Raw genomic sequence first — 21,267 nt, forward strand, 5'->3', positions numbered from 1 at the left:
CGCACCGGCGCCCGCTTCAGGTCGTGGAGCGGGGGTCGTCGGACGGCAGCGCCACCCCGGTCCGCTCCTGCGCCGCGCCGACCAGGTCCGTCATCGCGGCGCGGATCGCGAGCGCGGCGGCGTCGATGGCCGCGCGCCGGGGAAGCCCCACGCCGGCGACGTCGAGCGGCTCGCCGAACTCCACGACGAGGTCCCGGCGCGGCCCCGGCAGCCCGCGCGAGGACTCCCCCGTGCGCCGCGTGCCGAGGATCGCGACCGGGACCACGGGGGCGGCGCCGTGGACCGCGAGCCAGGCGGCGCCCCCACGCACCTGCTCGACCGTCCCCCGCCCCCGGGTCCCCTCGGGGAAGATCCCGATCACACCCCCGCGGCGCAGCACACCGAGCGCCGACTGCAGCGCGGGCCGTCCCATCGTGCGGTCGACGGGGATCTGCCCCGCGCCGCGCAGGACGACACCCAGGGGTCCGCGGAAGGCCTCGGACTTGACCAGGATGTGCACCCCGCGCGGCGCGGCGCCGATGAGCACCGGACCGTCGAGTGCCATGAGGTGGTTCGCGGCCAGCACCACCGGTCCGGTGCGCGGCACCCGCTCGGCGCCCGTCACGTGCGTGTCCCACACGACGCGCGCGAGGAGCATGCCCACCCACCGCGACCACGCGGGCCCGCGGGTCGACGGGACGTGCGGCTCGGGTGCCGCACCCACGGCCCGGCTCATGCGTGCGGCGTCCGCGCCTGCCCGACGACGTCCAGCACGGCGTCGACGGTCTGCGCGAGGTCCAGGTCGGAGGAGTCCACGGTGACCACGCCGTCGGCCGCGACGTGGAACTGCACGACCATCGAGTCGTCGGCGTCCCGGCGCACGACCTGGTCGTGCGTCGCCGCGAGCGCGTCCGCGTCGTCGGTGCCGTGCACCTCGCGGGCGCGCCGCGCGAGGCGCGCACCCTCGTCGGCGGTCAGCAGCACCCGCACGTCCGCGTCGGGGGCGACGACGGTCGTGATGTCCCGCCCCTCGGCGACGACGCCCCGGCCGCCCGACCAGCCGCCGGTGCGCTCGACGTCGATGAGCGCGCGCTGGCGCCGTCCGAGCTCGGCGCGCACGTCGAGGTTGGTGGCGACCGCGCTGACGCGCGCGGAGATCTCGGTGGTGCGGATCGCGACGCCCACGTCGTGGCCGTCGACCACCACGGTCGGGCCTGCGGGGTCCAGCCCCATGACCAGCGGCAGGTCCCGCACGGCGTGCGCGACCGCGAGCTCGTCCGTCAGCGGCACGCCCTGGTCGAGGCACCACCACGTCGCCGCCCGGTACATCGCCCCCGTGTCGAGGTAGGCCAGCCCCAGGCGCCGCGCGACCTCGCGCGACACGCTGGACTTGCCCGATCCCGACGGTCCGTCCACCGCCACGACGGTGCTCACCTCACCAGCCTCCAACCCCGAGCGGTCAGCTCGGTCTCCAGGTGCTCGGCGCGCGCAGGCAGCACCGAGATCGACGCCATGCCGACGGGTCTGCCCGCGGCGTGCTCCAGCAGCAGGTCCTCCAGGTTCACGCCGACGTCGCCGACGTCGCCGAGCAGCCGCGCGAGCTCCCCCGGCCGGTCCGGCACCAGCACCGTGACGACCGCGTACTGCCGGTGCGCCCCGCCGTGCTTGCCGGGGATGCGGGCCACGCCGGTCCCGCCGTCGGCGATGGCCCGCGCGATCGTCGCGAGCGCCCCCGGCTCGACGTCCTCGGGGCCTGCGGCCGCCGCGGCCAGGTCGAGCGCGCCGACGACCCCGTCCAGGTCCGCGCGCAGCGCGACCAGCACGTCCCGCACCGCACCCGCGTTCGCGGCCAGGATCGACGTCCACAGCGCCGGGTCGGAGGCCGCGAGGCGTGTCACGTCGCGCAGCCCCTGCCCGGCCAGGGCGAGCGCCGCGTCGTCGACGTCGCGCAGCCGGCCCGCGACCAGGGAGGACACCAGCTGCGGGACGTGCGACACGGCCGCGACCGCGGCGTCGTGCGCGTCGGCGTCCATCACGACCGGCACCGCGCCCACGTCGACGGCCAGGTGCCGGACCGCGAGGACGGCGTCCTCCCTGGACGCGCCGGAGCCCGTGATGACCCACGGGCGCCCCAGGAACAGGTCCGGCACCGCGGCGGACGGCCCCGAGCGCTCCCGCCCCGCCATCGGGTGCGAGCCGACGTACCGCGTGAGGTCCGCCCCCGACGCCCGCAGCTCGGCCAGCACGTGCCCCTTGACGCTCGCGACGTCCGTGACGACCGCGTCCGGGTGGTCCGCGAGCGCGGCGACGACGGCACCGGCCGTGACGTCGGGCGGTGCGGCGACCACGACGAGCACGGGCGCGGGCGACGCGGGTCCGACGGGCGTGCCTGCGCCGACGTCGCGCGCGAGCGCGAGCGCGGTCCGCGACGGGTCGACGAGCTGCACGTCGACGCCGTGCAGCCGCAGCGCGAGCCCGACGGACGCACCGAGCAGGCCCGTGCCGACGACGCGGACGGGCCCGGTGGTGGCGATGCTCACATGCCCACCGCCGTCATGAGCGACCCGACCTCCGTCTTCGACAGGACGCGGGTGCGGCCGGTCCGCAGGTCACCGAGGCGGATCGGGCCGATGCGGGTGCGCACGAGCCGCGCCACGGGGTGCCCGACCTCCTCGAACACGCGGCGCACGACGCGGTTGCGACCCTCGTGGAGCACGACCTCGACGAGGCTCGCGTGGCTGGCGACCTGCACGATCTTGAACTCGTCGACCTGCACGCTGCCGTCCTCGAGGTCGATGCCGTGCTTGAGCTGCTGCCCGAGCGCCTCGCGGACACGGCCCTCCACCTCGACGAGGTACGTCTTGGGCACGCCGTGGGACGGGTGCGCGAGGCGGTTGGCCAGCTCGCCGTCGTTGGTGAGCAGCAGCAGGCCCTCGGAGTCCGCGTCGAGGCGTCCGACGTGGAACAGGCGCTCCTCGCGGTTCGCGACGTACTGCGCGAGCGACGGGCGACCCTCGGGGTCGTGCATGGTCGACACGACGCCCACGGGCTTGTTCAGGGCCAGGGTGATGATCGAGGAGTCGAGCTGCACCCGCATGCCGTCGACGTGCAGGACGGCGGTCAGCGGGTCGACGCGCACGCCGAGCTCGGTGACGACCTGCCCGCCGACAGTGACCCGCCCGGCGGCGATGAGGTCCTCGCACGCCCGGCGCGAGCCGAGGCCCGCGGACGCGAGCACCTTCTGCAGGCGCACGCCCTCGGGGTCGTGCACGTCGATCGGCTCGGGCTGCGACGCGGGGCGGCCGAGCCGGCGTCGCGTACCGCCGCCCGCGCGTCCGCCGGTCCCGCCGGTCCCGCCGCTTCCGCCGCCCGGGCGACCCGCACCCCCCGGGCGCCCGCCACCCCGGTGGCCACGCGCTCCTGTGCCGCTCATCGTGCGTCCTCTCGTCCGGCAGTCGTGTCGATGCCCTCCAGCGACTCGATGTCCGGCAGGTAGGGCGCCAGCGGGGGCAGCTCGTCGAGGCTCGACAGTCCCATCCGCTCCAGGAAGTATCCCGTGGTCCCGTACAGGACTGCACCGGTCGTCACGTCGTGACCCGCCTCGACGACCAGTCCGCGGCTCGCCAGGGTCCGCATGACCCCGTCGACGTTGACCCCGCGCACCCCCGAGACCTGCCCGCGGCTGACGGGCTGGCGGTACGCGACGACCGCGAGCGTCTCGAGCGCGGCCTGCGTGAGGCGCTGGGTCTGCCCGTCGACGACGAAGCGTCCGACGACGTCGCCGTAGGCACCGGCCGAGTAGATGCGCCAGCCGTCCCCGGCACGCCGCAGCTCGAAGCCGCGGGGGCGCCCGCCGTCCTCGCCGCGGTACTCGGCCGCGAGGCGGTCGAGCAGGTCCTCCACCTGCTCGGTGGGCAGCGCGAGGGTCGTGGCCAGCCGGACCGCGGGGATCGGCTCGTCGGCGACCATGAGGACGGCCTCCAGCGCCGCGAGCGCGCCGCCGGGCAGCGACTCGACGTCGAACGCGAGCTCGTCGGGCGCCGCGTCGTCGGGCGTGCCGTCCTCGGCGGTGCCGTCGGCCGCGCCCGGCGCGTCGTCGTGCTCGGTCATGTCCCGGCCTCCTGGTGCGTGGGTGCCGCGTCGGCCACGGCCACGGGGGGCACGTCGTCCTCCGCGCGGTCGAAGTCGTCCGAGACCGTGATCTCGCCGTCGTCGCTGCCCGTCCAGCGCACGGTGAGCTCCCCGAGCGCCTCCATCTGGTCGAACGCGACCACCCCCTCGCGGAACAGCTCGAGCAGGGCGAGGAACCGCACGACGACGACGACCGGCTCGCCCGCGTCGGCGGTCAGCGCACGGAAGGACGTCGCCCCGTGGTGGCGTAACCGGTCGACGAGCACGGCCGCCTGCTCGCGGACGCTGACGGCGGGGGCGTGCAGGTGGCTCAGGTCGACGCCGGGCGGCAGGGGCTTGGGGGCCAGCGCCCGGGCGGCGAGGACCGCGAGCTGGTCGGCGCCCATCTGCCACACCAGCTCGGGCAGCAGGGCCGCCAGGTGCGGCTCGAGCTGCACGGACCGGCCGTACCGGCGGGCGCCGGCCTCGAGCGCGGCACCCAGGTCCGCCGCCACGACCTTGTACGCGCGGTACTGCAGCAGCCGGGCGAACAGCAGGTCGCGGGCCTCGAGCAGCTCGAGGTCCTCGGAGTCCTCGACCTGGGCCGAGGGCAGCAGCCGCGCGGCCTTGAGATCGAGCAGCGTCGCGGCGACCAGCAGGAACTCGCTGGCCTGGGACAGGTCCCAGTCCTTGCCGCCGGCGGCGGCGGCGGCCTCGGCCGTGCGCAGGTGGGCGATGAACTCGTCCGTGACCTGGGCGAGCGCGATCTCGGTGATGTCGAGCCGGTGCTTGGCGATCAGGCCGAGCAGCAGGTCGAACGGACCGCTGAACACGTCGAGGTGGACCTCGAAGCCGGACGACCCGCTCGGTGCGCTCTCCCCCGGCGCACCCGTGCGGACCGCGGCGACGCCCGCCGCTCCCGTGCCGCCCGGCGGCGACGCGGCGTCCGGCCCGTCGATGTCGGTGCGCGTCGCGTCCTGCGTGCCGGGCGCGCCGTCAGGCGGCGTCGCCACGCGCCACGAGCTCGCGCGCGAGCTGGCGGTAGGCCTCGGCGCCCGCGTGCGTCGGCGCGTACTGGGTGATCGGCTCGGCCGCCACGGTCGCGTCCGGGAACTTCACGGTGCGACCGATGACGGTGTGCAGCAGGGTCTCGCCGAAGGCCTCCTTGACGCGCGCGACGACCTCACGCGCGTGCAGGGTGCGCGAGTCGTACATGGTCGCCAGGATGCCGTCGACCTCGAGGCGCGGGTTGAGCCGGTCGCGGACCTTCTCGATGGTCTCGATGAGCAGCGCGACGCCGCGCAGCGCGAAGAACTCGCACTCCAGCGGGATGAGGACGCCGTGCGACGCGGTGAGCGCGTTGACGGTCAGCAGGCCCAACGACGGCTGGCAGTCGATGAACACGACGTCGTAGTCGTCCATGACGGGCCGCAGCGCGCGCGACAGCACCGACTCGCGCGCGACCTCCCCGACGAGCTGCACCTCGGCCGCCGAGAGGTCGATGTTGGCGGGCAGCAGGTCCAGGTTCGGCACGGCGGTGTGCCGCAGCACGTCGGCGATGTCGGAGTCGCGCTCCATCAGCAGGTTGTAGACCGTGCGGTCCAGCTCGTGCGGGCTGATGCCCAGCCCCACCGACGCGGCCCCCTGCGGGTCGAAGTCGACGATCAGCACGCGGCGGCCGTACTCCGCGAGCGCCGCGGCCAGGTTGATGGTCGTCGTCGTCTTGCCGACGCCGCCCTTCTGGTTGCACATCGCGATGACGCGCGCGGGCCCGTGCGACGCCAACGGCGGCGGCACGGGGAAGTGCGGCAGCGGACGCCCCACGGCGTCGAGCTGCTGCTCGGTCGTCTCCTGGCTCATCGGCTCACCATCTGCTCCCCGTCGCCCGTCCGGGCCCACCTCGCGGACAACCTACCCGAGCCCGACCCTCCAGCCGGGTGCGACAGACCGTGCGGCGCACGATCCGCCTCACCGGGCACGCGGGTGGCTCGCGGCGTACACCTCGCGCATCGTCTCGGCCGTGACCATCGTGTAGACCTGCGTGGTCGTCACCGACGCGTGCCCCAGCAGCTCCTGCACGACGCGCACGTCGGCGCCGCCGGCCAGCAGGTGGGTCGCGAACGAGTGGCGCAACGTGTGCGGGGACACGTGGGCCGCCCCCAGCCCGGCGCGCTCGGCGGCCGTGCGCAGCACCGCCCACGCCGACTGCCGGCTCAGCGGTGCGCCGCGGGTGTTGAGGAAGATCGCGGCGTTGCCGCGCCCGGCGGCCGCGAGCGCGGGGCGGCCCCGCACGAGGTACGCCTCGACCGCCTGCGCGGCGTAGGTGCCGACGGGCACGACCCGTTCCTTGCCGCCCTTGCCGAGCAGCCGCACCGCCGACCGGCCGGGCGTCAGGTCCAGGTCGTCCACGTCGAGGCCGACGGCCTCGGAGATACGGGCCCCGGTGGAGTAGACGAGCTCGAGCAGCGCGCGGTCCCGCAGCGGCACCGGGCCGTCGCCGAGAGCCGCGGCGTCGAGGAGCCGGCCGACGTCGTCGACCGAGATCGCCTTGGGCAGCCGGCGCGGCTGCGCGGGGGGGCGCACGGCCGCGGCGGCATCCGTGGGCGCGAGCCCGTCGAGCGCGAGGAACCGGTGCCACCCGCGCAGCGCGACGATGCTGCGGGCCGCCGACGACGGGGACAGGACCGCGCGCCCGTCGGACCCCGTGCGCAGCACGAGCACGAAGTCCTCGACGTCCCGCTCGGTGATCTGCGCGGGCTCGCCGCGTCCCAGGGAGAGCAGGTGCTCGACGTACCGGGTCAGGTCCCGGCGGTACGCCGCGAGCGTGTGCGTGGCCAGGCCCCGCTCGACGGCCAGGTGGGCCAGGTACCCCTCGAGCGCGGCGGTCAGTCGGTCGGCCACGTCCGCGACGTCACAGCGGGAGGAAGACGTCCACCGCGATCGCGACGGACAGCAGCGTGAGGTAGGTGATGGAGCCGTGGAACACCGTCATGGCCTTCAGGGGCCGGTGCTGGTGGTCCTTCGCGCGGCGCAGCAGCCCGATGCACAGCCACAGGAACCACGCGCCGAGGACGGCCGCGACCACGGCGTACACCCACGTCATGCCGCCGACGGGCACCAGCAGCAGCGAGCAGGCGATCATCGCGAGCGTGTAGAGGATCATCTCGCGGGCGACCCGGGTGTCGGCGGCCACGACGGGGAGCATGGGCACGCCCGCGGCGGCGTAGTCGCGCCGGAACTTCATCGACAGCGGCCAGTAGTGCGGCGGCGTCCAGAAGAACACGACGCCGAACAGCAGCACCGCCTCCCACGAGACGCCCCCGGTGACCGCGGACCACCCGATGACGACGGGCATGCACCCGGCGGCACCGCCCCACACGATGTTCTGCGGGGTGCGGCGCTTGAGGATCATCGTGTAGCCGACGACGTAGATGAGGATCGCCGCGGCGGTGAACACCGCTGAGGCGGGGTTCACCGCGAACCACAGCCACGCGAGGGAGAGCGCACCGAGGACGAGGCCGAACACCAGCGCGGCGCGCGGCGAGATCCGGCCGGTGACGATCGGCCGGCGGCGCGTGCGGTCCATCACCTGGTCGATGTCGCGGTCGAGGTACTGGTTGAGGGTGTTGGCCGCGCCCGCCGCGCCCGCACCGCCGACGAGGGTCGCCACGACCAGGCCCAACGGCGGGAACCCGCGCGCGGCGAGGAACATCGTCGGGATCGTGGTGATGAGCAGCAGCTCGATGACGCGCGGCTTGGTCAGCGCCACGTAGCCCGCGACGGTGTGCAGGGTCGCCGCCCAGCGTCGCGCGGGACGACCGCTCCCGTCCCCGGGGTCCGGCGCGCCCACCGGCGTCCGAGCGCCGTCCACCGGGACCGCCGGGCCGGTGATCGTCCCGGGCAGGCTCGCGTCGGCGGCCGCGGGGGTGGAGAGGCGCACGCGCTTCGGTATCCGTTCGGGAGGGCGGACGGGACGGTGGACGACCGTTCGCACGGCGTCGGGCGGGACCGAGGTCCCGCCCGTCATGGTACGCACCCCACCGCCGGGGCGGGCGGACGGCACCCGCCCGGGCGCGGTCGGGGCACGTGACGTCGGTCGCACCGCGGGCTCGTCGACCGGTGTGGGAGCGCGACCCGCGGTGGCAAGCGTTTGCCGCCACGGTGGACCGAGTGCGCGCACGCGGGGGGACGCGCTATAGGCTCGCCGACAGCAGACGTCCCCGTCCGACGACACGACGGGGCCCGGGCCAGGCGCTCCGCTCCTCGGAGCGGTCACGCCCCGGAGACGCTCGGAACGACGCCCCGCGCGTGCGGGACGGGAATGAGGTGCGGTGAACGCGAAGGCTCCCCTGGCCACCACTGTCGGTTGGTCCGATCTCGACCTGCGAGCGGTGGACACCGTCCGCGTGCTCGCGGCGGACGCGGTCGAGAAGGTCGGCAACGGGCATCCCGGGACGGCGATCAGCCTCGCCCCCGCCGCCTACCTGCTCTACCAGACCGTCATGCGCCACGACCCGCGCGACCCGCACTGGCTCGGCCGGGACCGGTTCGTCCTGTCGGCAGGGCACTCCAGCCTGACGCAGTACATCCAGCTCTACCTCGCCGGCTTCGGCCTGGAGCTCGAGGACCTCGAGGCGCTGCGCACCTGGGGCTCCAAGACCCCGGGGCACCCCGAGTACCGCCACACCGCGGGCGTCGAGATCACCACCGGCCCGCTGGGCCAGGGACTGGCCTCGGCCGTGGGCTTCGCGATGGCGTCGCGCCGTGAACGCGGGCTGCTCGACCCCGAGGCAGCACCGGGCACGAGCCCGTTCGACCACCACGTGTACGTCATCGCCTCCGACGGCGACCTCCAGGAGGGCGTGACCAGCGAGGCGTCGTCGCTCGCCGGCACCCAGGAGCTCGGCAACCTCGTCGTGCTGTGGGACGACAACCACATCTCCATCGAGGGCGACACGCAGATCGCGTTCACCGAGAACGTGCTCAAGCGCTACGAGTCGTACGGCTGGCACGTCCAGTACGTCGACTGGACCGTCGGCGGCGAGTACCGCGAGGACGTCGACGCGCTGCACGCCGCGATCGAGGCCGCCAAGGCCGTCACCGACAAGCCGTCGTTCATCGGCCTGCGCACCCTCATCGCCTGGCCCACGCCGGGCAAGACCGACGACCACTCCTCGCACGGCTCCAAGCTGGGCGGGGACGCGATCCGCGGCCTGAAGGAGATCGTCGGCTTCGACCCCGAGAAGACCTTCGACGTCGCGCCCGAGGTCATCGCCCACACCCGCTCCCTGGCCGACCGCGCCGCGACCGACCGTGCCGCGTGGCAGGAGGGCTTCGACGCGTGGGCCGCCGCGAACCCCGGGCGCAAGGCGCTGCTCGACCGGCTGCGCGCCGACGCCCTGCCCGAGGGCTGGGCAAACGCGCTGCCGACGTTCCCGGCCGGCAAGGCCGTGGCGACGCGCGCGGCGTCGGGCGACGTGCTCTCGGCGCTCGCGTCCGTGCTGCCCGAGCTGTGGGGCGGCTCGGCCGACCTCGCCGGGTCGAACAACACGACGATGAAGGGTGAGCCGTCGTTCCTGCCGGCGCACCGCTCGTCCCACGAGTTCGCGGGCGACGAGTACGGCCGGACGCTGCACTTCGGCATCCGTGAGCACGCGATGGGCTCGATCCTGTCCGGCATCCGCCTGCACGGCCTGACCCGGCCGTACGGCGGCACGTTCTTCACGTTCTCCGACTACATGCGCGGCGCCGTGCGGCTCGCGGCGCTCATGGGCGTCAACGTGACCTACGTGTGGACCCACGACTCGATCGGCCTGGGCGAGGACGGCCCGACGCACCAGCCGGTCGAGCACCTCGCCGCCGTCCGGGCGATCCCGGGCCTGGCCGTGGTCCGGCCCGCCGACGCCAACGAGACCGCCGCCGCGTGGCGCGCCACGCTCGAGCGGACCGACGGCCCCGTGGCTCTCGTCCTGACCCGCCAGAACGTCCCGACGTTCCCGCGCGGCGAGGACGGCTACGCGACCGCCGACGGGGTCGCCAAGGGCGCGTACGTGCTGCTCGAGGCGTCGTCCGGCACGCCGGACGTCATCCTGCTGGCGACCGGCTCCGAGGTGCAGCTCGCCGTCGAGGCGCGCACGACGCTCGAGGCGGCGGGCGTCGCGACGCGCGTCGTGTCGGCGCCGTGCCTCGAGTGGTTCGCCGAGCAGGACGACGCGTACCGCGAGTCGGTGCTGCCGTCCTCGGTGCGCGCACGCGTGTCCGTCGAGGCCGGCATCGCGCTGTCCTGGCACAAGATCCTCGGTGACGCCGGGCGCGCGATCTCGATCGAGCACTACGGCGCGTCGGCCGACTACCAGACGCTGTACCGCGAGTTCGGGATCACCGCCGAGGCCGTCGTGGCCGCGGCGCACGAATCGATCGCGGCGGCACACGGGGCGCACGCCCCGTCCGACCTTCCGGCTGCCCCGACGCAGTCGGGGACCGGCGACCTGCCGGCCTGACGCACGACGACGGCGGGGCCGGCTCCGGCCGGCCCCGCCGCGCGCAGGACGCGGATGCACCTCGTGGGACGAAGGGGAACGACCATGACCTCCAGCAGCACCCCCCTGCACGCGCTGCGTGACGCCGGCGTCGCCGTGTGGCTCGACGACCTGTCGCGGCAGCGGATCGCCTCCGGCGGCCTGGCCGACCTCGTCGCGCGCGGCGTCGTCGGTGTCACGACCAACCCGACGATCTTCGCCTCCGCGCTCGCGCAGGGGGACGCGTACGACGCGCAGCTGCGCACGCTCGCGGCCGCCGGTGCCACGCTCGACGAGGCGGTGCTGGCGATCACGACGGACGACGTGCGTGACGCGTGCGACGTCCTGCGGCCCGTGCACGACGCGACGGACGGCGTCGACGGGCGCGTGTCGATCGAGGTCGACCCGCGCCTCGCGCGCGACACCGCCGCCACCACCGCGACGGCGCAGACGCTGTGGTCGGTGATCGACCGGCCCAACCTCTTCGTCAAGATCCCCGCGACCGTCGAGGGGCTCCCGGCCATCACGGCCGCCCTCGCGCAGGGGATCAGCGTGAACGTGACGCTGATCTTCTCGCTGCAGCGCTACCGGGCCGTCCTCGACGCGTTCGTCGAGGGCCTCGAGCAGGCGCGCGCCGCGGGCCTGGACCTGGCGCCGATCGCGTCCGTCGCGTCGTTCTTCATCTCGCGCGTCGACGCGGCGATCGACCCCCGGCTCGACGCGATCGGGTCGGACGAGGCCACGGCGCTGCGCGGCACGGCCGCGATCGCGAACGCGCGGCTCGCGTGGGGCCTCTACGAGGAGGTCGTCGCCGGCGAGCGGTGGCAGGCCCTGGCGGCCGCCGGTGCGCGCCCGCAGCGCCCGCTGTGGGCCTCGACGGGCGTCAAGGACCCGGCCTACCCGGACACCCGGTACGTCGACGAGCTGGTCGTGGCCGGCACCGTCAACACGATGCCCGAGAAGACGCTCGACGCCGTCGCCGACCACGGGAACGTGCACGGCGACACCGTCTCGGGGACGCAGGACGCGTCCGCTGCGCTGCTCGACCGGATCGAGGCGGTCGGCATCTCGATCGACGAGGTCACCGAGCAGCTCGAGACCGAGGGTCTGCAGAAGTTCGAGGCGTCCTGGGCCGAGCTGCTCGTCACCGTCGAGGACGGTCTGGCCCGTGCCGGCGGCGGCACGGGGTCGGGCGCGTGAGCCCCGCCAAGGTCGGGCCGGAGCAGAACCCGCTGCGCGACCCGCGCGACCGCCGGCTCCCGCGCATCGCCGGGCCGTGCGGCCTGGTCATCTTCGGCGTCACCGGCGACCTGGCGCGCAAGAAGCTGATGCCGGCGGTGTACGACCTGACGAACCGCGGGCTGCTGCCCCCGGGCTTCGCGCTCACCGGGTTCGCGCGGCGCGACTGGGAGACGCAGGACTTCGAGCAGGTCGTCCACGACTCGGTCAAGCAGCACGCGCGCACCCCGTTCCGCGAGTCCACCTGGCGCCAGATGTCCGAGGGCATCCGCTTCGTGCAGGGCTCGTTCGACGACGACGACGCGTTCGACCGGCTCCGCGCGACCGTCGAGGACCTCGACGTGACGCGCGGCACCGCCGGCAACCACGCGTTCTACCTCTCGGTGCCGCCGAGCTCGTTCCCCGTGGTCTGCGAGCAGCTGGCCCGCTCGGGGCTCTCGCAGCCGCAGGACGGCACCTGGCGGCGCGTCGTCATCGAGAAGCCCTTCGGGCACGACCTGGCCTCCGCGCGCGAGCTCAACGACATCGTGTCCGAGGTGTTCCGGCCCGACGACATCTTCCGGATCGACCACTACCTGGGCAAGGAGACGGTCCAGAACCTGCTGGCGCTGCGCTTCGCGAACCAGCTGTTCGAGCCGATCTGGAACGGCAACTACGTCGACCACGTGCAGATCACCATGGCCGAGGACATCGGCATCGGCGGCCGAGCCGGGTACTACGACGGCATCGGCGCGGCGCGCGACGTCATCCAGAACCACCTGCTGCAGCTGCTGGCACTGACCGCGATGGAGGAGCCCGTCTCCTTCGACGCGGCGGCGCTTCGCGCGGAGAAGACCAAGGTGCTCTCGGCGCTGCGGCTCCCCCGCGACCTGGGCCGGCACACGGCCCGCGGGCAGTACACGGCGGGCTGGCAGGGCGGCGAGAAGGTCGTCGGCTACGCCGAGGAGGAGGGGTTCAACCCCGACTCCACGACCGAGACCTACGCGGCTATCCGCGTCGACATCGACACGCGCCGCTGGGCCGGGGTGCCGTTCTACCTGCGCACCGGCAAGCGCCTGGGTCGCCGCGTGACCGAGATCGCCGTGGTGTTCAAGAAGGCGCCCCACCTGCCGTTCGAGGCGACCGCGGCCACCGAGCTCGGCAAGAACGCCCTGGTCATCCGCGTGCAGCCCGACGAGGGCGTCACGCTGCGCTTCGGTGCCAAGGTGCCGGGCACGGCCATGGAGGTCCGTGACGTCACCATGGACTTCGGGTACGGGCACTCCTTCACCGAGTCCTCCCCCGAGGCGTACGAGCGCCTCATCCTCGACGTGCTGCTCGGCGACCCCCCGCTGTTCCCGCAGCTCGAGGAGGTCGAGCTGTCCTGGAAGATCCTCGACCCCGTGACCGCGTTCTGGGCGTCGAAGGGCAAGCCGGACGAGTACCGCGCGGGCACCTGGGGGCCGGCGTCGGCCGACGAGATGATGGCCCGCGACGGACGCACCTGGAGGCTCCCGTGATCATCGAGATGCCGGACACGACCACGCGGGACATCAACAAGCGGCTCCTCAAGGAGCGCGAGGACGGCGGGGCGGTGGCGCTCGGCCGCGTGCTGACGCTGATCATCGACGCCGAGGCGCACGACCCCGAGGACGCCATCGAGGCGGCGAACGCGGCCAGCCGCGAGCACCCCTGCCGGATCATCGTCATCACCGAGCGCGCCGAGGACGCCGAGTCCGGCCTCGACGCGCAGATCCGCCTCGGCGGGGACGCCGGCGCGAGCGAGGTGATCGTGCTGCGCGTCTCGGGCGGCGTGACACGGCACGTCGACACGCTCGTCATGCCGTTGCTGCTGCCCGACGCGCCGATCGTCGCGTGGTGGCCGTACGACGTCCCGGAGAACCCGTCCGAGCACCCGCTGGGCCAGATGGCCCAGCGCCGCATCACCGACGCCTCGACCTGCCCCCGGCCGTCGCGCGCGCTGCGCAACCTCGCGCGGGTGTACGCCGACGGTGACACGGACCTGGCGTGGACCCGCGCGACGCTGTGGCGCGGCCTCATCGCCGCCACGCTCGACCAGCCGCCCTACGAGCCCGTGCACCGCGCCGTCGTCAGCGGCGAGAGCACGCACCCGTCGGTCGACCTCATGGCTGCGTGGCTCGCGCACTCCCTGCGCTGCCCCGTCGACATCGAGCGCATCCCGGGGGCTCCTGCCATCACGCAGGTGCGCCTGGAGCGTGCGTCGGGCGACATCGTGCTCGACCGGCCCGACGGCAAGACCGCCGCGCTGAGCCAGCCCGACCAGCCGGTGCACCGCATCGCCCTGCCGATCCGGCAGCTCCGCGAGTGCCTCGTCGAGGAGCTGCGCCGGCTCGACGCCGACGAGGTGTACGGCGAGGTGCTGCAGAAGGGTCTGGCGCGCATCGACGCGTGACCGACGTGGGCCGCGCCACCCGCGCGGCCCACGGACCACGACGCCCGGCGTCGCCGGGCAGGCAAGGAGACGCATGAGCCCCGCCCCGCCCGAGGTCGTCGTCCACCCCGACGCAGGAGTGCTCGCCGCCGCCGCGGCGGCGCGGCTGCTCACCCGCCTCGTCGACCTGCAGTCGCACCGTTCGCCGCTGCACGTGGTCCTCACCGGCGGCACCGTCGGCATCGCCACCCTGCGCGCGGTCGCGGACTCGCCCGTGCGCGGCGCGGTCGACTGGTCCGGGGTGCACCTGTGGTGGGGCGACGAGCGCTTCCTGCCCGACGGCGACCCCGACCGCAACGAGACGCAGGCACGCGAGGCGCTGATCGACGCGCTCGGCGACGCCCTGCCGCACAGCAACGTGCACGCCGTCGCGGCGCGCTCGGACGACGTCCCCGACGGTGAGACCGCCGCACGCCTGTACGCCGCCGAGCTGCGGGCGCACGCCCTCGGCGACGGCCTCGCGCCCCGGTTCGACGTGCTGCTGCTCGGCATGGGCCCCGACGGGCACGTGGCGTCCCTCTTCCCGGGTCGCCCCTCCCTGTACGAGGCGAACTCCCTGGTCCTCGCCGAGCACGACTCCCCCAAGCCCCCGTCGGAACGGGTGTCGCTGACGTTCCCGCTGCTGCAGGCGGCGCGCGAGGTCTGGGTCATCGCCTCGGGAGCCGAGAAGGCCCCGGCGGTGGCACGCGCCCTGGCCGGGGACGACGTGCGCACGACCCCCGCGACGGGCGCCCACGGGACCGAGCGCACGCTGTGGCTCCTCGACGTCGCGTCCGCGGGCGACCTGCCGGGCAGCGAACCGCCGACGCCCGACGGCGGCACGGTCACGGAGACCGGCCTGCGGCCGCGCACCGCGTCGACGGCCCAGCACGTGTGGGCCGCCGTCGACGCCTACGTCGCCCCCCTCGTCGGCGAGGCCGACGGCGCCGCTGCCGTTCGCGCCGCAGCCGCCGACGCCGGGCTGCCCGACATCGCCGTGAGCGCGGCGCAGGGTCGGTTCCTCGAGCTGCTCACACGGGCCGTGGGCGCCCGTCGGGTCCTGGAGATCGGGACGCTCGGGGGGTACAGCACCTGGTGGCTCGCGCAGGCCCTGCCCGCGGACGGCTCGGTCGTGACCCTCGAGCTCAGCGCGGAGCACGCGGCCGTCGCGCGCGCGTCGCTCGGTGCGGCAGGCCTGTCGGCCCACGTGGAGGTCGTCGTCGGGCCGGCCATGGACTCGCTCGACCGGCTCGTCGCCGCGGGGGGCGAGCCGTTCGACCTCGTGTTCGTCGACGCGGACAAGCAGCAGCTCGCCGACTACCTCGACCGTGCCGTCGCCCTGGCCCGGCCCGGGACGGTGATCGTCGTCGACAACGTCGTGCGCGACGGCGGGGTGGTCGACCCCGACCACCCCGACGACCGGGTGCAGGGCGTGCGCGCCTTCGTGGCGCGGGCGGCCGCCGACGACCGGGTGGACGGCACGATCGTGCAGACCGTCGGCGAGAAGGGCTACGACGGGTTCGCGCTGCTCCTCGTCCGCTGAGGCTCGGTCGTCCCGCGCCCGCACGGCGACGGCGCCGCACCCCTCGGGGTGCGGCGCCGTCGTCACGTCGTGCGTCGATCGGGTGGTGCGCGCCCGTCGAGAGCGAGCACGTGCTCCTCAGCCGCCGCGGCGCGCCCGCAGCGCGGCGAGCGCCTCGTCCAGGATGGCCGCACCGTCCTCCTCGCTGCGCCGCTCCTTCACGTACGCGAGGTGGGTCTTGTACGGCTCGTTCTTGCTGGGCGCCGGCGGCGCCTCCGGGTCCTGACCCGCCGGGAACCCGCACCGGGGGCAGTCCCACGTGGCGGGCGCCTCCTGGGCGGCCTCCTCCGCGAAGCTGGGTCGGGTCTCGTGGCCCTTGGAGCACCAGTACGAGATCCAGACGCGCGGCGCGGCGTCACCGCGTTCCGCCTCCCCCATCGGGCCGGCCCCGACGCGCGACCCCCTGATCGCACTCCCGCTCGCCATGGCCAGGTCCCCCTACTCCGAGAACTTCTCGATCAAGCCCAGCAGGACGATCATGACCGTCCACAGCAGGGCGACGATGACCGTGATCCGGTTGAGGTTGCGCTCGGCCACACCGGACGAGCCGGCGCCTGCCGTGATGCCCCCGCCGAACATGTCCGACAGACCGCCGCCCTTGCCCTTGTGCAGCAGCACCAGCGGGACGAGCAGCAGGCTCAGGAGAACCAGCAGCACCTGGAGGGTGATACGAAGGCCAGTCACGTCGGTGGAGTTCCTCACTCGGGCGGTCCGGTGCAACGGTGCACCGTCGCCGCGGTCGGCGGCGGTGCGGGTGGTGCGGGTCGTGCGGTGCGGCCCGTCGTCGTCGTCGGTGTGCGTCGGCGCGATGACCGGGGTACAGGGTAGGCGACGAAGGCGGTGCGATCCACCACCGCGCCGCCCGTGGGACGGACGGCGCCGCCGGACCGGGCCGCCGCGAGGGGCGACCCGGCCCGTGCGGGCGGGGTCAGGCGACCGTGTGCGCCTGGTACCGGACGATCTTCGCGAACTCCTCGGGGTCGAGGCTGGCCCCGCCGACGAGCGCGCCGTCCACGTCGGGCTTGGCCATGATCGAGGCCACGTTCGACGACTTGACCGAACCGCCGTACAGCACGCGCACGGCGTCGGCCGTCGCCTGGTCGTACAGCTCGGCGATCCGCACGCGGATCGCCTCGCACAGCTCCTGGGCGTCCTCCGGCGTGGCCGTCTCGCCCGTGCCGATGGCCCAGACGGGCTCGTACGCGACCACGAGGCCCGCCACCTGCGCGGCGGACAGGCCCGCGAGCGCGCCGTCGAGCTGCGCCAGGGTGTGTGCGACGTGCTCGCCGGCCTTGCGGACCTCGAGGGGCTCGCCGACGCACAGGATCGGGACGAGGCCCGCACCCAGCGCGGAGATGACCTTGGCGTTGACGACCGCGTCGTCCTCGTGGTGGAGCTGGCGGCGCTCCGAGTGACCCACGGCGACGTACGTGACGCCGAGCTTGGAGAGGAACAGCGGGGAGATCTCGCCGGTGTAGGCGCCGGACTGGTGCGCGGACACGTCCTGCGCGCCGTAGACGATCTCGAGCTTGTCGGCGTCGACGAGCGTCTGGACGCTGCGCAGGTCGGTGAACGGCGGCAGCACGCAGACCTCGACGGCCGCGTAGTCGTGCCGGCCGTCCTTGAGGGTCCACGCGAGCTTCTGCACGGTGTGCGTCGCCTGGTGGTGGTCCAGGTTCATCTTCCAGTTGCCCGCCATGAGCGGGGTGCGGGTGCCTGCCACAGGTCAGCCCTCCAGGATCGCGATGCCGGGGAGGGTCTTGCCCTCGAGGAACTCCAGCGACGCGCCGCCGCCGGTGGAGATGTGGCCGAAGTCGGCCTCGTCGAAGCCGAGGGTGCGCACGGCCGCGGCCGAGTCGCCCCCGCCGACGATCGTGAAGCCGCCGGCGTGGCCGGCGTCGACCAGCGCCTGGGCGACGGCACGCGTGCCCGCCGCGAACGCCTCGAACTCGAACACCCCGGCGGGACCGTTCCAGACCACGGTCTTCGCGTCGACGATCTTCGAGGCGAACAGCTCGGCGCTGCGCGGGCCGATGTCCAGACCGATCTGGTCGGCGGGGATCGCGTCGGCGTCGACGACCGTCGCCGGGGCGTCGGCCTTGAACTCGGGGGCGACGACGATGTCGACGGGCAGGACGATCTCCACGCCCTTCTCCAGCGCCGTGGCGAGGTAGCCCTTCACCGTCTCGAGCTGGTCCTCCTCGAGCAGGCTCTTGCCCACCGCGTGGCCCTGGGCCGCGAGGAACGTGAACAGCATGCCGCCGCCGATGAGGAGCCGGTCGGCCTTGCTCAGCAGGTTCTCGATGACGCCGAGCTTGTCCGAGACCTTCGAGCCGCCGAGGACGACGACGTACGGACGGGCCGGGTCGTCGGTCGCCTTGCGCAGGGACTCGACCTCCTTGAGCACCAGCTGGCCCACCGCGTGCGGCACGCGCTGCGCGACGTCGTACACCGACGCCTGCTTGCGGTGCACGACGCCGAAGCCGTCGGAGACGTACGCGTCGACGAGCGCCGCGAGCTCGTCGGCGAGGGCGCCGCGCTCCGCCTCGTCCTTGGACGTCTCACGCGCGTCGAACCGGACGTTCTCGAGGAGCGCGACCTGACCGTCCTCGAGCCCAGCGACGGTGGCCTGCGCCGAGGCGCCGACGACGTCGTCCGCGAGGGCGACGTCCTGACCGAGCAGCTCGCCGAGGCGGGCCGCGACGGGCGCGAGCGAGTACTTGGCCTCCGGCGCACCCTTGGGGCGTCCGAGGTGAGCGACCACGACGACGCGGGCGCCCTTCGCGACGAGGGCCTGCAGCGTCGGCAGTGCGGCGCGGATGCGGCCGTCGTCGGTGATGGTCGTGCCGTCGAGCGGCACGTTGAAGTCGGAGCGGACGAGCACGCGCTTGCCGCGCAGGTCGCCCAGGTCGTCGATCGTCTTCATGGTCTCCTACCTACCTGCCGCCGGCGTGGGCCGGTGGCCTCGGGCTCCCCCGCCAACCGGGGGCACGGTGTGGGGGCGTCGGACCCCGGACACGGCTGCGTCCGCGTGCGCCGGGCCGGGTGGCCTGGGCGCACGCGGACGCATGACTACCTGGCGTGCGTGACGGACGTCAGAGACGCGCGCCGACGTACTCGGTGAGCTTGACGAGGCTCGAGCTGTAGCCCCACTCGTTGTCGTACCAGGCGATGATCTTGACGAGGTCACCGCTCACCTTGGTGAGCTTGGCGTCGAAGATGCTCTGGTGCGGGTTGGTGACGATGTCCGAGGACACGATCTCGTCCTCGGTGTACTCCAGCGTGCCCTTGAGCGGGCCCTCGGCAGCGGCCTTGACCGCGGCGTTGACCTCCTCGACCGTGACCTCGCGCGAGGCGGTGAAGGTCAGGTCGGTGGCCGAGCCGGTGATGGTCGGCACGCGGAGCGCGAAGCCGTCCAGCTTGCCCTTGAGCTCAGGCAGCACGAGCGCCACGGCCTTGGCCGCACCGGTCGTCGTGGGGACGATGTTCTGCGCGGCCGCGCGGGCGCGACGCAGGTCCTTGTGGGGACCGTCCTGCAGGTTCTGGTCACCGGTGTAGGCGTGGATCGTGGTCATGAGACCGCGCTCGATGCCGATGGCGTCGTTGAGCGCCTTGGCCACCGGGGCCAGGCAGTTCGTCGTGCAGGACGCGTTCGAGATGATGTGCTGCGTCGCCGGGTCGTACGACTCGTGGTTGACGCCGACGACGAACGTGCCGTCCTCGTTCTTGGCCGGGGCCGAGATGATGACCTTCTTGGCGCCGGCGTCGATGTGCGCCTTCGCCTTGGTCGCGTCGGTGAAGAAGCCCGTGGACTCGATGACGATGTCCGCACCGAGCGCGGCCCAGGGCAGGTCTGCCGGGTTGCGCTCGGCGAGCGCCCGGATCTTCTTGCCGTCGACGATGATGTTCTCGTCGTCGTAGTCCACGCTCAGGGGGAAGCGGCCCAGGACCGTGTCGTACTTGAGCAGGTGGGCCAGGGTGTGGTTGTCCGTCAGGTCGTTGACGCCGACGATCTCGATGTCGGCCCCCGAGGCCACGATGGCGCGGTAGAAGTTCCGCCCGATGCGGCCGAAGCCGTTGATGCCGACCTTGATGGTCACTTGCCCTCCTCGGCACGCGCCGATCAAAGCCGGCGCACACAGTTGGTGTTCGGTCACGCACGCCGCTGTGCGTTCCGACTGCCACGAGGCGCACCGGCCCGGGCCGTGCCCAGCGCGTTGCGACGTCGTTGCGATCGGATGACCCGAGCCTATACCCGGAGGTGCACGCGTCGCCCAAGACGAAGGTCCGTCCCCGGGGGCGTTCGCATGCTGGACGATCCGCCGGTCCGCGCGGGTCCGCAGCGCCCTCGCGCCCGGCGGTGGACGCGTGCCTAGAGGTCGAGCAGGTCCGGGCTGAGCCCCGCCTCGGTGTCCGGGATCCCCAGGTCGGCCGCCCGCCGGTCCGCCGTCGCGAGCAGGCGCCGGATGCGACCCGCGACCGCGTCCTTCGTCAGCGGCGGGTCGGCCAGCTTGCCGAGCTCCTCGAGCGACGCCTCCTTGTGGGCGAGCCGCAGCTCGCCGGCCTGCCGCAGGTGCTCCGGCAGGTCGTCGCCGAGGATCTCGAACGCCCGGTCGACGCGCGCACCCGCCGCGACCGCGGCACGGGCCGAGCGCCGCAGGTTCGCGTCGTCGAAGTTCGCCAGCCGGTTCGCCGTGCCGCGCACCTCACGGCGCACGCGCCGCTCCTCCCACACGAGCATCGTGTCGTGCGCGCCCAGGCGCGTGAGCATGACGCCGATCGCGTCGCCGTCGCGGATGACCACGCGGTCGACGCCGCGCACGTCGCGCGCCTTGGCGGAGACGCCCAGGCGGCGTGCGGCGCCGACCAGAGCGAGCGCCGCCTCCGGGCCGGGACAGGTCACCTCGAGCGCCGACGAGCGTCCGGGCTCGGTCAGCGAGCCGTGCGCGAGGAACGCGCCACGCCACGCCGCCTCCGCCTCGCCGACACCCGCCGAGACGACCTGCGGCGGCAGCCCGCGGACCGGTCGACCGCGGTTGTCGAGCAGACCCGTCTGGCGCGCCAGCGACTCGCCGTCCTTGACGACCCGCACGACGTACCGGCTGCCGCGGCGCAGCCCGCCGCCGGAGACGACGATGATGTCGCTCTCGTGGCCGTAGACCTCGGCGATCGACTGCCGCAGACGTCGCGCGGCGATCCCCGTGTCCAGCTCGGCCTCGATGACGATCCGCCCGGAGATGATGTGCAGTCCGCCGGCGAACCGCAGGGTCGCCGAGATCTCCGCCTTCCGGCAGGACGTCTTGTCCACCTTCAGCCGGGCGAGCTCGTCCTTCACCTGTGCCGTCAGCGCCATGGCGTCATCCTGCCACTGACGCCCGGGTGGTCGAGACCGTCCCGTGACCCGTCAC

At 74.0% G+C, this 21,267-nt stretch carries 20 protein-coding genes; 5 read left to right on the forward strand and 15 right to left on the reverse strand.

The genetic code is table 11. The features are described 5' to 3' along the window. Positions 1 to 16: 16 nt before the first annotated feature. From OKX07_RS10340 to OKX07_RS10380, 9 genes are all read right to left on the reverse strand, one after another. Entirely contained in the window at positions 17 to 715 is a 699-nt protein-coding gene (locus tag OKX07_RS10340) for a lysophospholipid acyltransferase family protein (protein WP_265628002.1), read from the reverse strand. Beyond that, positions 712 to 1,413, reverse strand: a complete 702-nt coding sequence (gene cmk / locus OKX07_RS10345) for a (d)CMP kinase (RefSeq protein WP_265628003.1) — start codon at positions 1,411 to 1,413, stop codon at positions 712 to 714. Before cmk ends, OKX07_RS10340 begins: the two co-directional genes overlap by 4 nt. After that, entirely contained in the window at positions 1,410 to 2,519 is a 1,110-nt protein-coding gene (locus tag OKX07_RS10350; RefSeq protein WP_265628004.1) for a prephenate dehydrogenase, read from the reverse strand. The genes cmk and OKX07_RS10350 overlap by 4 nt, the downstream gene beginning before the upstream one ends. Next, a complete protein-coding gene (locus tag OKX07_RS10355; RefSeq protein WP_265628005.1) occupies positions 2,516 to 3,412 on the reverse strand; it encodes a pseudouridine synthase in 897 nt (298 codons plus the stop codon). Before OKX07_RS10355 ends, OKX07_RS10350 begins: the two co-directional genes overlap by 4 nt. After that, the gene (gene scpB, locus OKX07_RS10360; RefSeq protein WP_265628006.1) at positions 3,409 to 4,089 is read right to left on the reverse strand and encodes an SMC-Scp complex subunit ScpB; all 681 of its coding nucleotides are present in this window, start codon (positions 4,087 to 4,089) and stop codon (positions 3,409 to 3,411) included. Before scpB ends, OKX07_RS10355 begins: the two co-directional genes overlap by 4 nt. After that, the gene (locus tag OKX07_RS10365) at positions 4,086 to 5,102 is read right to left on the reverse strand and encodes a segregation and condensation protein A (protein WP_416220779.1); all 1,017 of its coding nucleotides are present in this window, start codon (positions 5,100 to 5,102) and stop codon (positions 4,086 to 4,088) included. Before OKX07_RS10365 ends, scpB begins: the two co-directional genes overlap by 4 nt. Next, positions 5,086 to 5,949, reverse strand: coding sequence for a ParA family protein (locus tag OKX07_RS10370; RefSeq protein WP_265628007.1), 864 nt, complete (start codon positions 5,947 to 5,949; stop codon positions 5,086 to 5,088). Before OKX07_RS10370 ends, OKX07_RS10365 begins: the two co-directional genes overlap by 17 nt. Before the next feature lie 108 nt (positions 5,950 to 6,057). Continuing rightward, complete coding sequence (locus tag OKX07_RS10375; RefSeq protein WP_265628008.1) at positions 6,058 to 6,990, reverse strand: site-specific tyrosine recombinase XerD; 933 nt, start codon at positions 6,988 to 6,990, stop codon at positions 6,058 to 6,060. Between the two features lie 10 nt (positions 6,991 to 7,000). Further along, the gene (locus tag OKX07_RS10380; protein ID WP_416220874.1) at positions 7,001 to 7,960 is read right to left on the reverse strand and encodes a heme o synthase; all 960 of its coding nucleotides are present in this window, start codon (positions 7,958 to 7,960) and stop codon (positions 7,001 to 7,003) included. A 460-nt stretch (positions 7,961 to 8,420) separates the two neighbouring features. On the opposite strand from OKX07_RS10380, the gene tkt reads away from it, so the two are divergent. From tkt to pgl, 5 genes are all read left to right on the forward strand, one after another. After that, a complete protein-coding gene (gene tkt / locus OKX07_RS10385) occupies positions 8,421 to 10,589 on the forward strand; it encodes a transketolase (protein WP_265628010.1) in 2,169 nt (722 codons plus the stop codon). An 84-nt stretch (positions 10,590 to 10,673) separates the two neighbouring features. Beyond that, positions 10,674 to 11,807, forward strand: a complete 1,134-nt coding sequence (gene tal, locus OKX07_RS10390) for a transaldolase (RefSeq protein WP_265628011.1) — start codon at positions 10,674 to 10,676, stop codon at positions 11,805 to 11,807. Next, positions 11,804 to 13,345: a glucose-6-phosphate dehydrogenase gene (gene zwf / locus OKX07_RS10395; RefSeq protein ID WP_265628012.1), complete on the forward strand. Its 1,542-nt coding sequence runs from the start codon at positions 11,804 to 11,806 to the stop codon at positions 13,343 to 13,345. The genes tal and zwf overlap by 4 nt, the downstream gene beginning before the upstream one ends. Next, on the forward strand, positions 13,342 to 14,259 hold the full coding sequence (locus tag OKX07_RS10400; protein ID WP_265628013.1) for a glucose-6-phosphate dehydrogenase assembly protein OpcA: 918 nt from the start codon (positions 13,342 to 13,344) through the stop codon (positions 14,257 to 14,259). The genes zwf and OKX07_RS10400 overlap by 4 nt, the downstream gene beginning before the upstream one ends. 73 nt (positions 14,260 to 14,332) lie before the next feature. Further along, positions 14,333 to 15,820 (forward strand): 6-phosphogluconolactonase, encoded by a 1,488-nt coding sequence (pgl, locus tag OKX07_RS20410; protein WP_322746770.1) that lies wholly within the window; start codon positions 14,333 to 14,335, stop codon positions 15,818 to 15,820. 117 nt (positions 15,821 to 15,937) lie between these two features. On the opposite strand, the gene OKX07_RS10415 is transcribed toward pgl, so the two are convergent. From OKX07_RS10415 to whiA, 6 genes are all read right to left on the reverse strand, one after another. Continuing rightward, positions 15,938 to 16,285 carry an RNA polymerase-binding protein RbpA gene (locus tag OKX07_RS10415; RefSeq protein WP_265628014.1) on the reverse strand — a complete coding sequence of 116 codons (348 nt, stop codon included), beginning with the start codon at positions 16,283 to 16,285 and terminating at the stop codon, positions 15,938 to 15,940. Positions 16,286 to 16,297: 12 nt separating this feature from the next. Beyond that, a complete protein-coding gene (gene secG, locus OKX07_RS10420) occupies positions 16,298 to 16,543 on the reverse strand; it encodes a preprotein translocase subunit SecG (protein ID WP_265628015.1) in 246 nt (81 codons plus the stop codon). 244 nt (positions 16,544 to 16,787) lie between these two features. Further along, positions 16,788 to 17,582 (reverse strand): triose-phosphate isomerase, encoded by a 795-nt coding sequence (gene tpiA / locus OKX07_RS10425; RefSeq protein ID WP_265628016.1) that lies wholly within the window; start codon positions 17,580 to 17,582, stop codon positions 16,788 to 16,790. A 3-nt stretch (positions 17,583 to 17,585) separates the two neighbouring features. Continuing rightward, on the reverse strand, positions 17,586 to 18,785 hold the full coding sequence (locus OKX07_RS10430) for a phosphoglycerate kinase (protein WP_265628017.1): 1,200 nt from the start codon (positions 18,783 to 18,785) through the stop codon (positions 17,586 to 17,588). A gap of 169 nt (positions 18,786 to 18,954) precedes the next feature. Beyond that, entirely contained in the window at positions 18,955 to 19,959 is a 1,005-nt protein-coding gene (gene gap, locus OKX07_RS10435; protein ID WP_265628018.1) for a type I glyceraldehyde-3-phosphate dehydrogenase, read from the reverse strand. 272 nt (positions 19,960 to 20,231) lie between these two features. Beyond that, the gene (gene whiA / locus OKX07_RS10440) at positions 20,232 to 21,212 is read right to left on the reverse strand and encodes a DNA-binding protein WhiA (RefSeq protein WP_265628019.1); all 981 of its coding nucleotides are present in this window, start codon (positions 21,210 to 21,212) and stop codon (positions 20,232 to 20,234) included. Positions 21,213 to 21,267 lie beyond the last annotated feature (55 nt).

The sequence above is a fragment of the Cellulomonas sp. S1-8 genome (genome assembly GCF_026184235.1).
Lineage (GTDB): Bacteria > Actinomycetota > Actinomycetes > Actinomycetales > Cellulomonadaceae > Cellulomonas.

What these genes read in the sequence shown, in the direction of transcription:
- OKX07_RS10370 (WP_265628007.1), bottom strand. Translation starts at nt 5,949, where the DNA reads ATGAGCCAGGAGACGACCGAGCAGCAGCTCGACGCCGTGGGGCGTCCG.
- OKX07_RS10430 (WP_265628017.1), bottom strand. Translation starts at nt 18,785, where the DNA reads ATGAAGACGATCGACGACCTGGGCGACCTGCGCGGCAAGCGCGTGCTC.
- scpB (WP_265628006.1), bottom strand. Translation starts at nt 4,089, where the DNA reads ATGACCGAGCACGACGACGCGCCGGGCGCGGCCGACGGCACCGCCGAG.
- whiA (WP_265628019.1), bottom strand. Translation starts at nt 21,212, where the DNA reads ATGGCGCTGACGGCACAGGTGAAGGACGAGCTCGCCCGGCTGAAGGTG.
- tal (WP_265628011.1), top strand. Translation starts at nt 10,674, where the DNA reads ATGACCTCCAGCAGCACCCCCCTGCACGCGCTGCGTGACGCCGGCGTC.
- OKX07_RS10340 (WP_265628002.1), bottom strand. Translation starts at nt 715, where the DNA reads ATGAGCCGGGCCGTGGGTGCGGCACCCGAGCCGCACGTCCCGTCGACC.
- OKX07_RS10415 (WP_265628014.1), bottom strand. Translation starts at nt 16,285, where the DNA reads ATGGCGAGCGGGAGTGCGATCAGGGGGTCGCGCGTCGGGGCCGGCCCG.
- pgl (WP_322746770.1), top strand. Translation starts at nt 14,333, where the DNA reads ATGAGCCCCGCCCCGCCCGAGGTCGTCGTCCACCCCGACGCAGGAGTG.
- OKX07_RS10355 (WP_265628005.1), bottom strand. Translation starts at nt 3,412, where the DNA reads ATGAGCGGCACAGGAGCGCGTGGCCACCGGGGTGGCGGGCGCCCGGGG.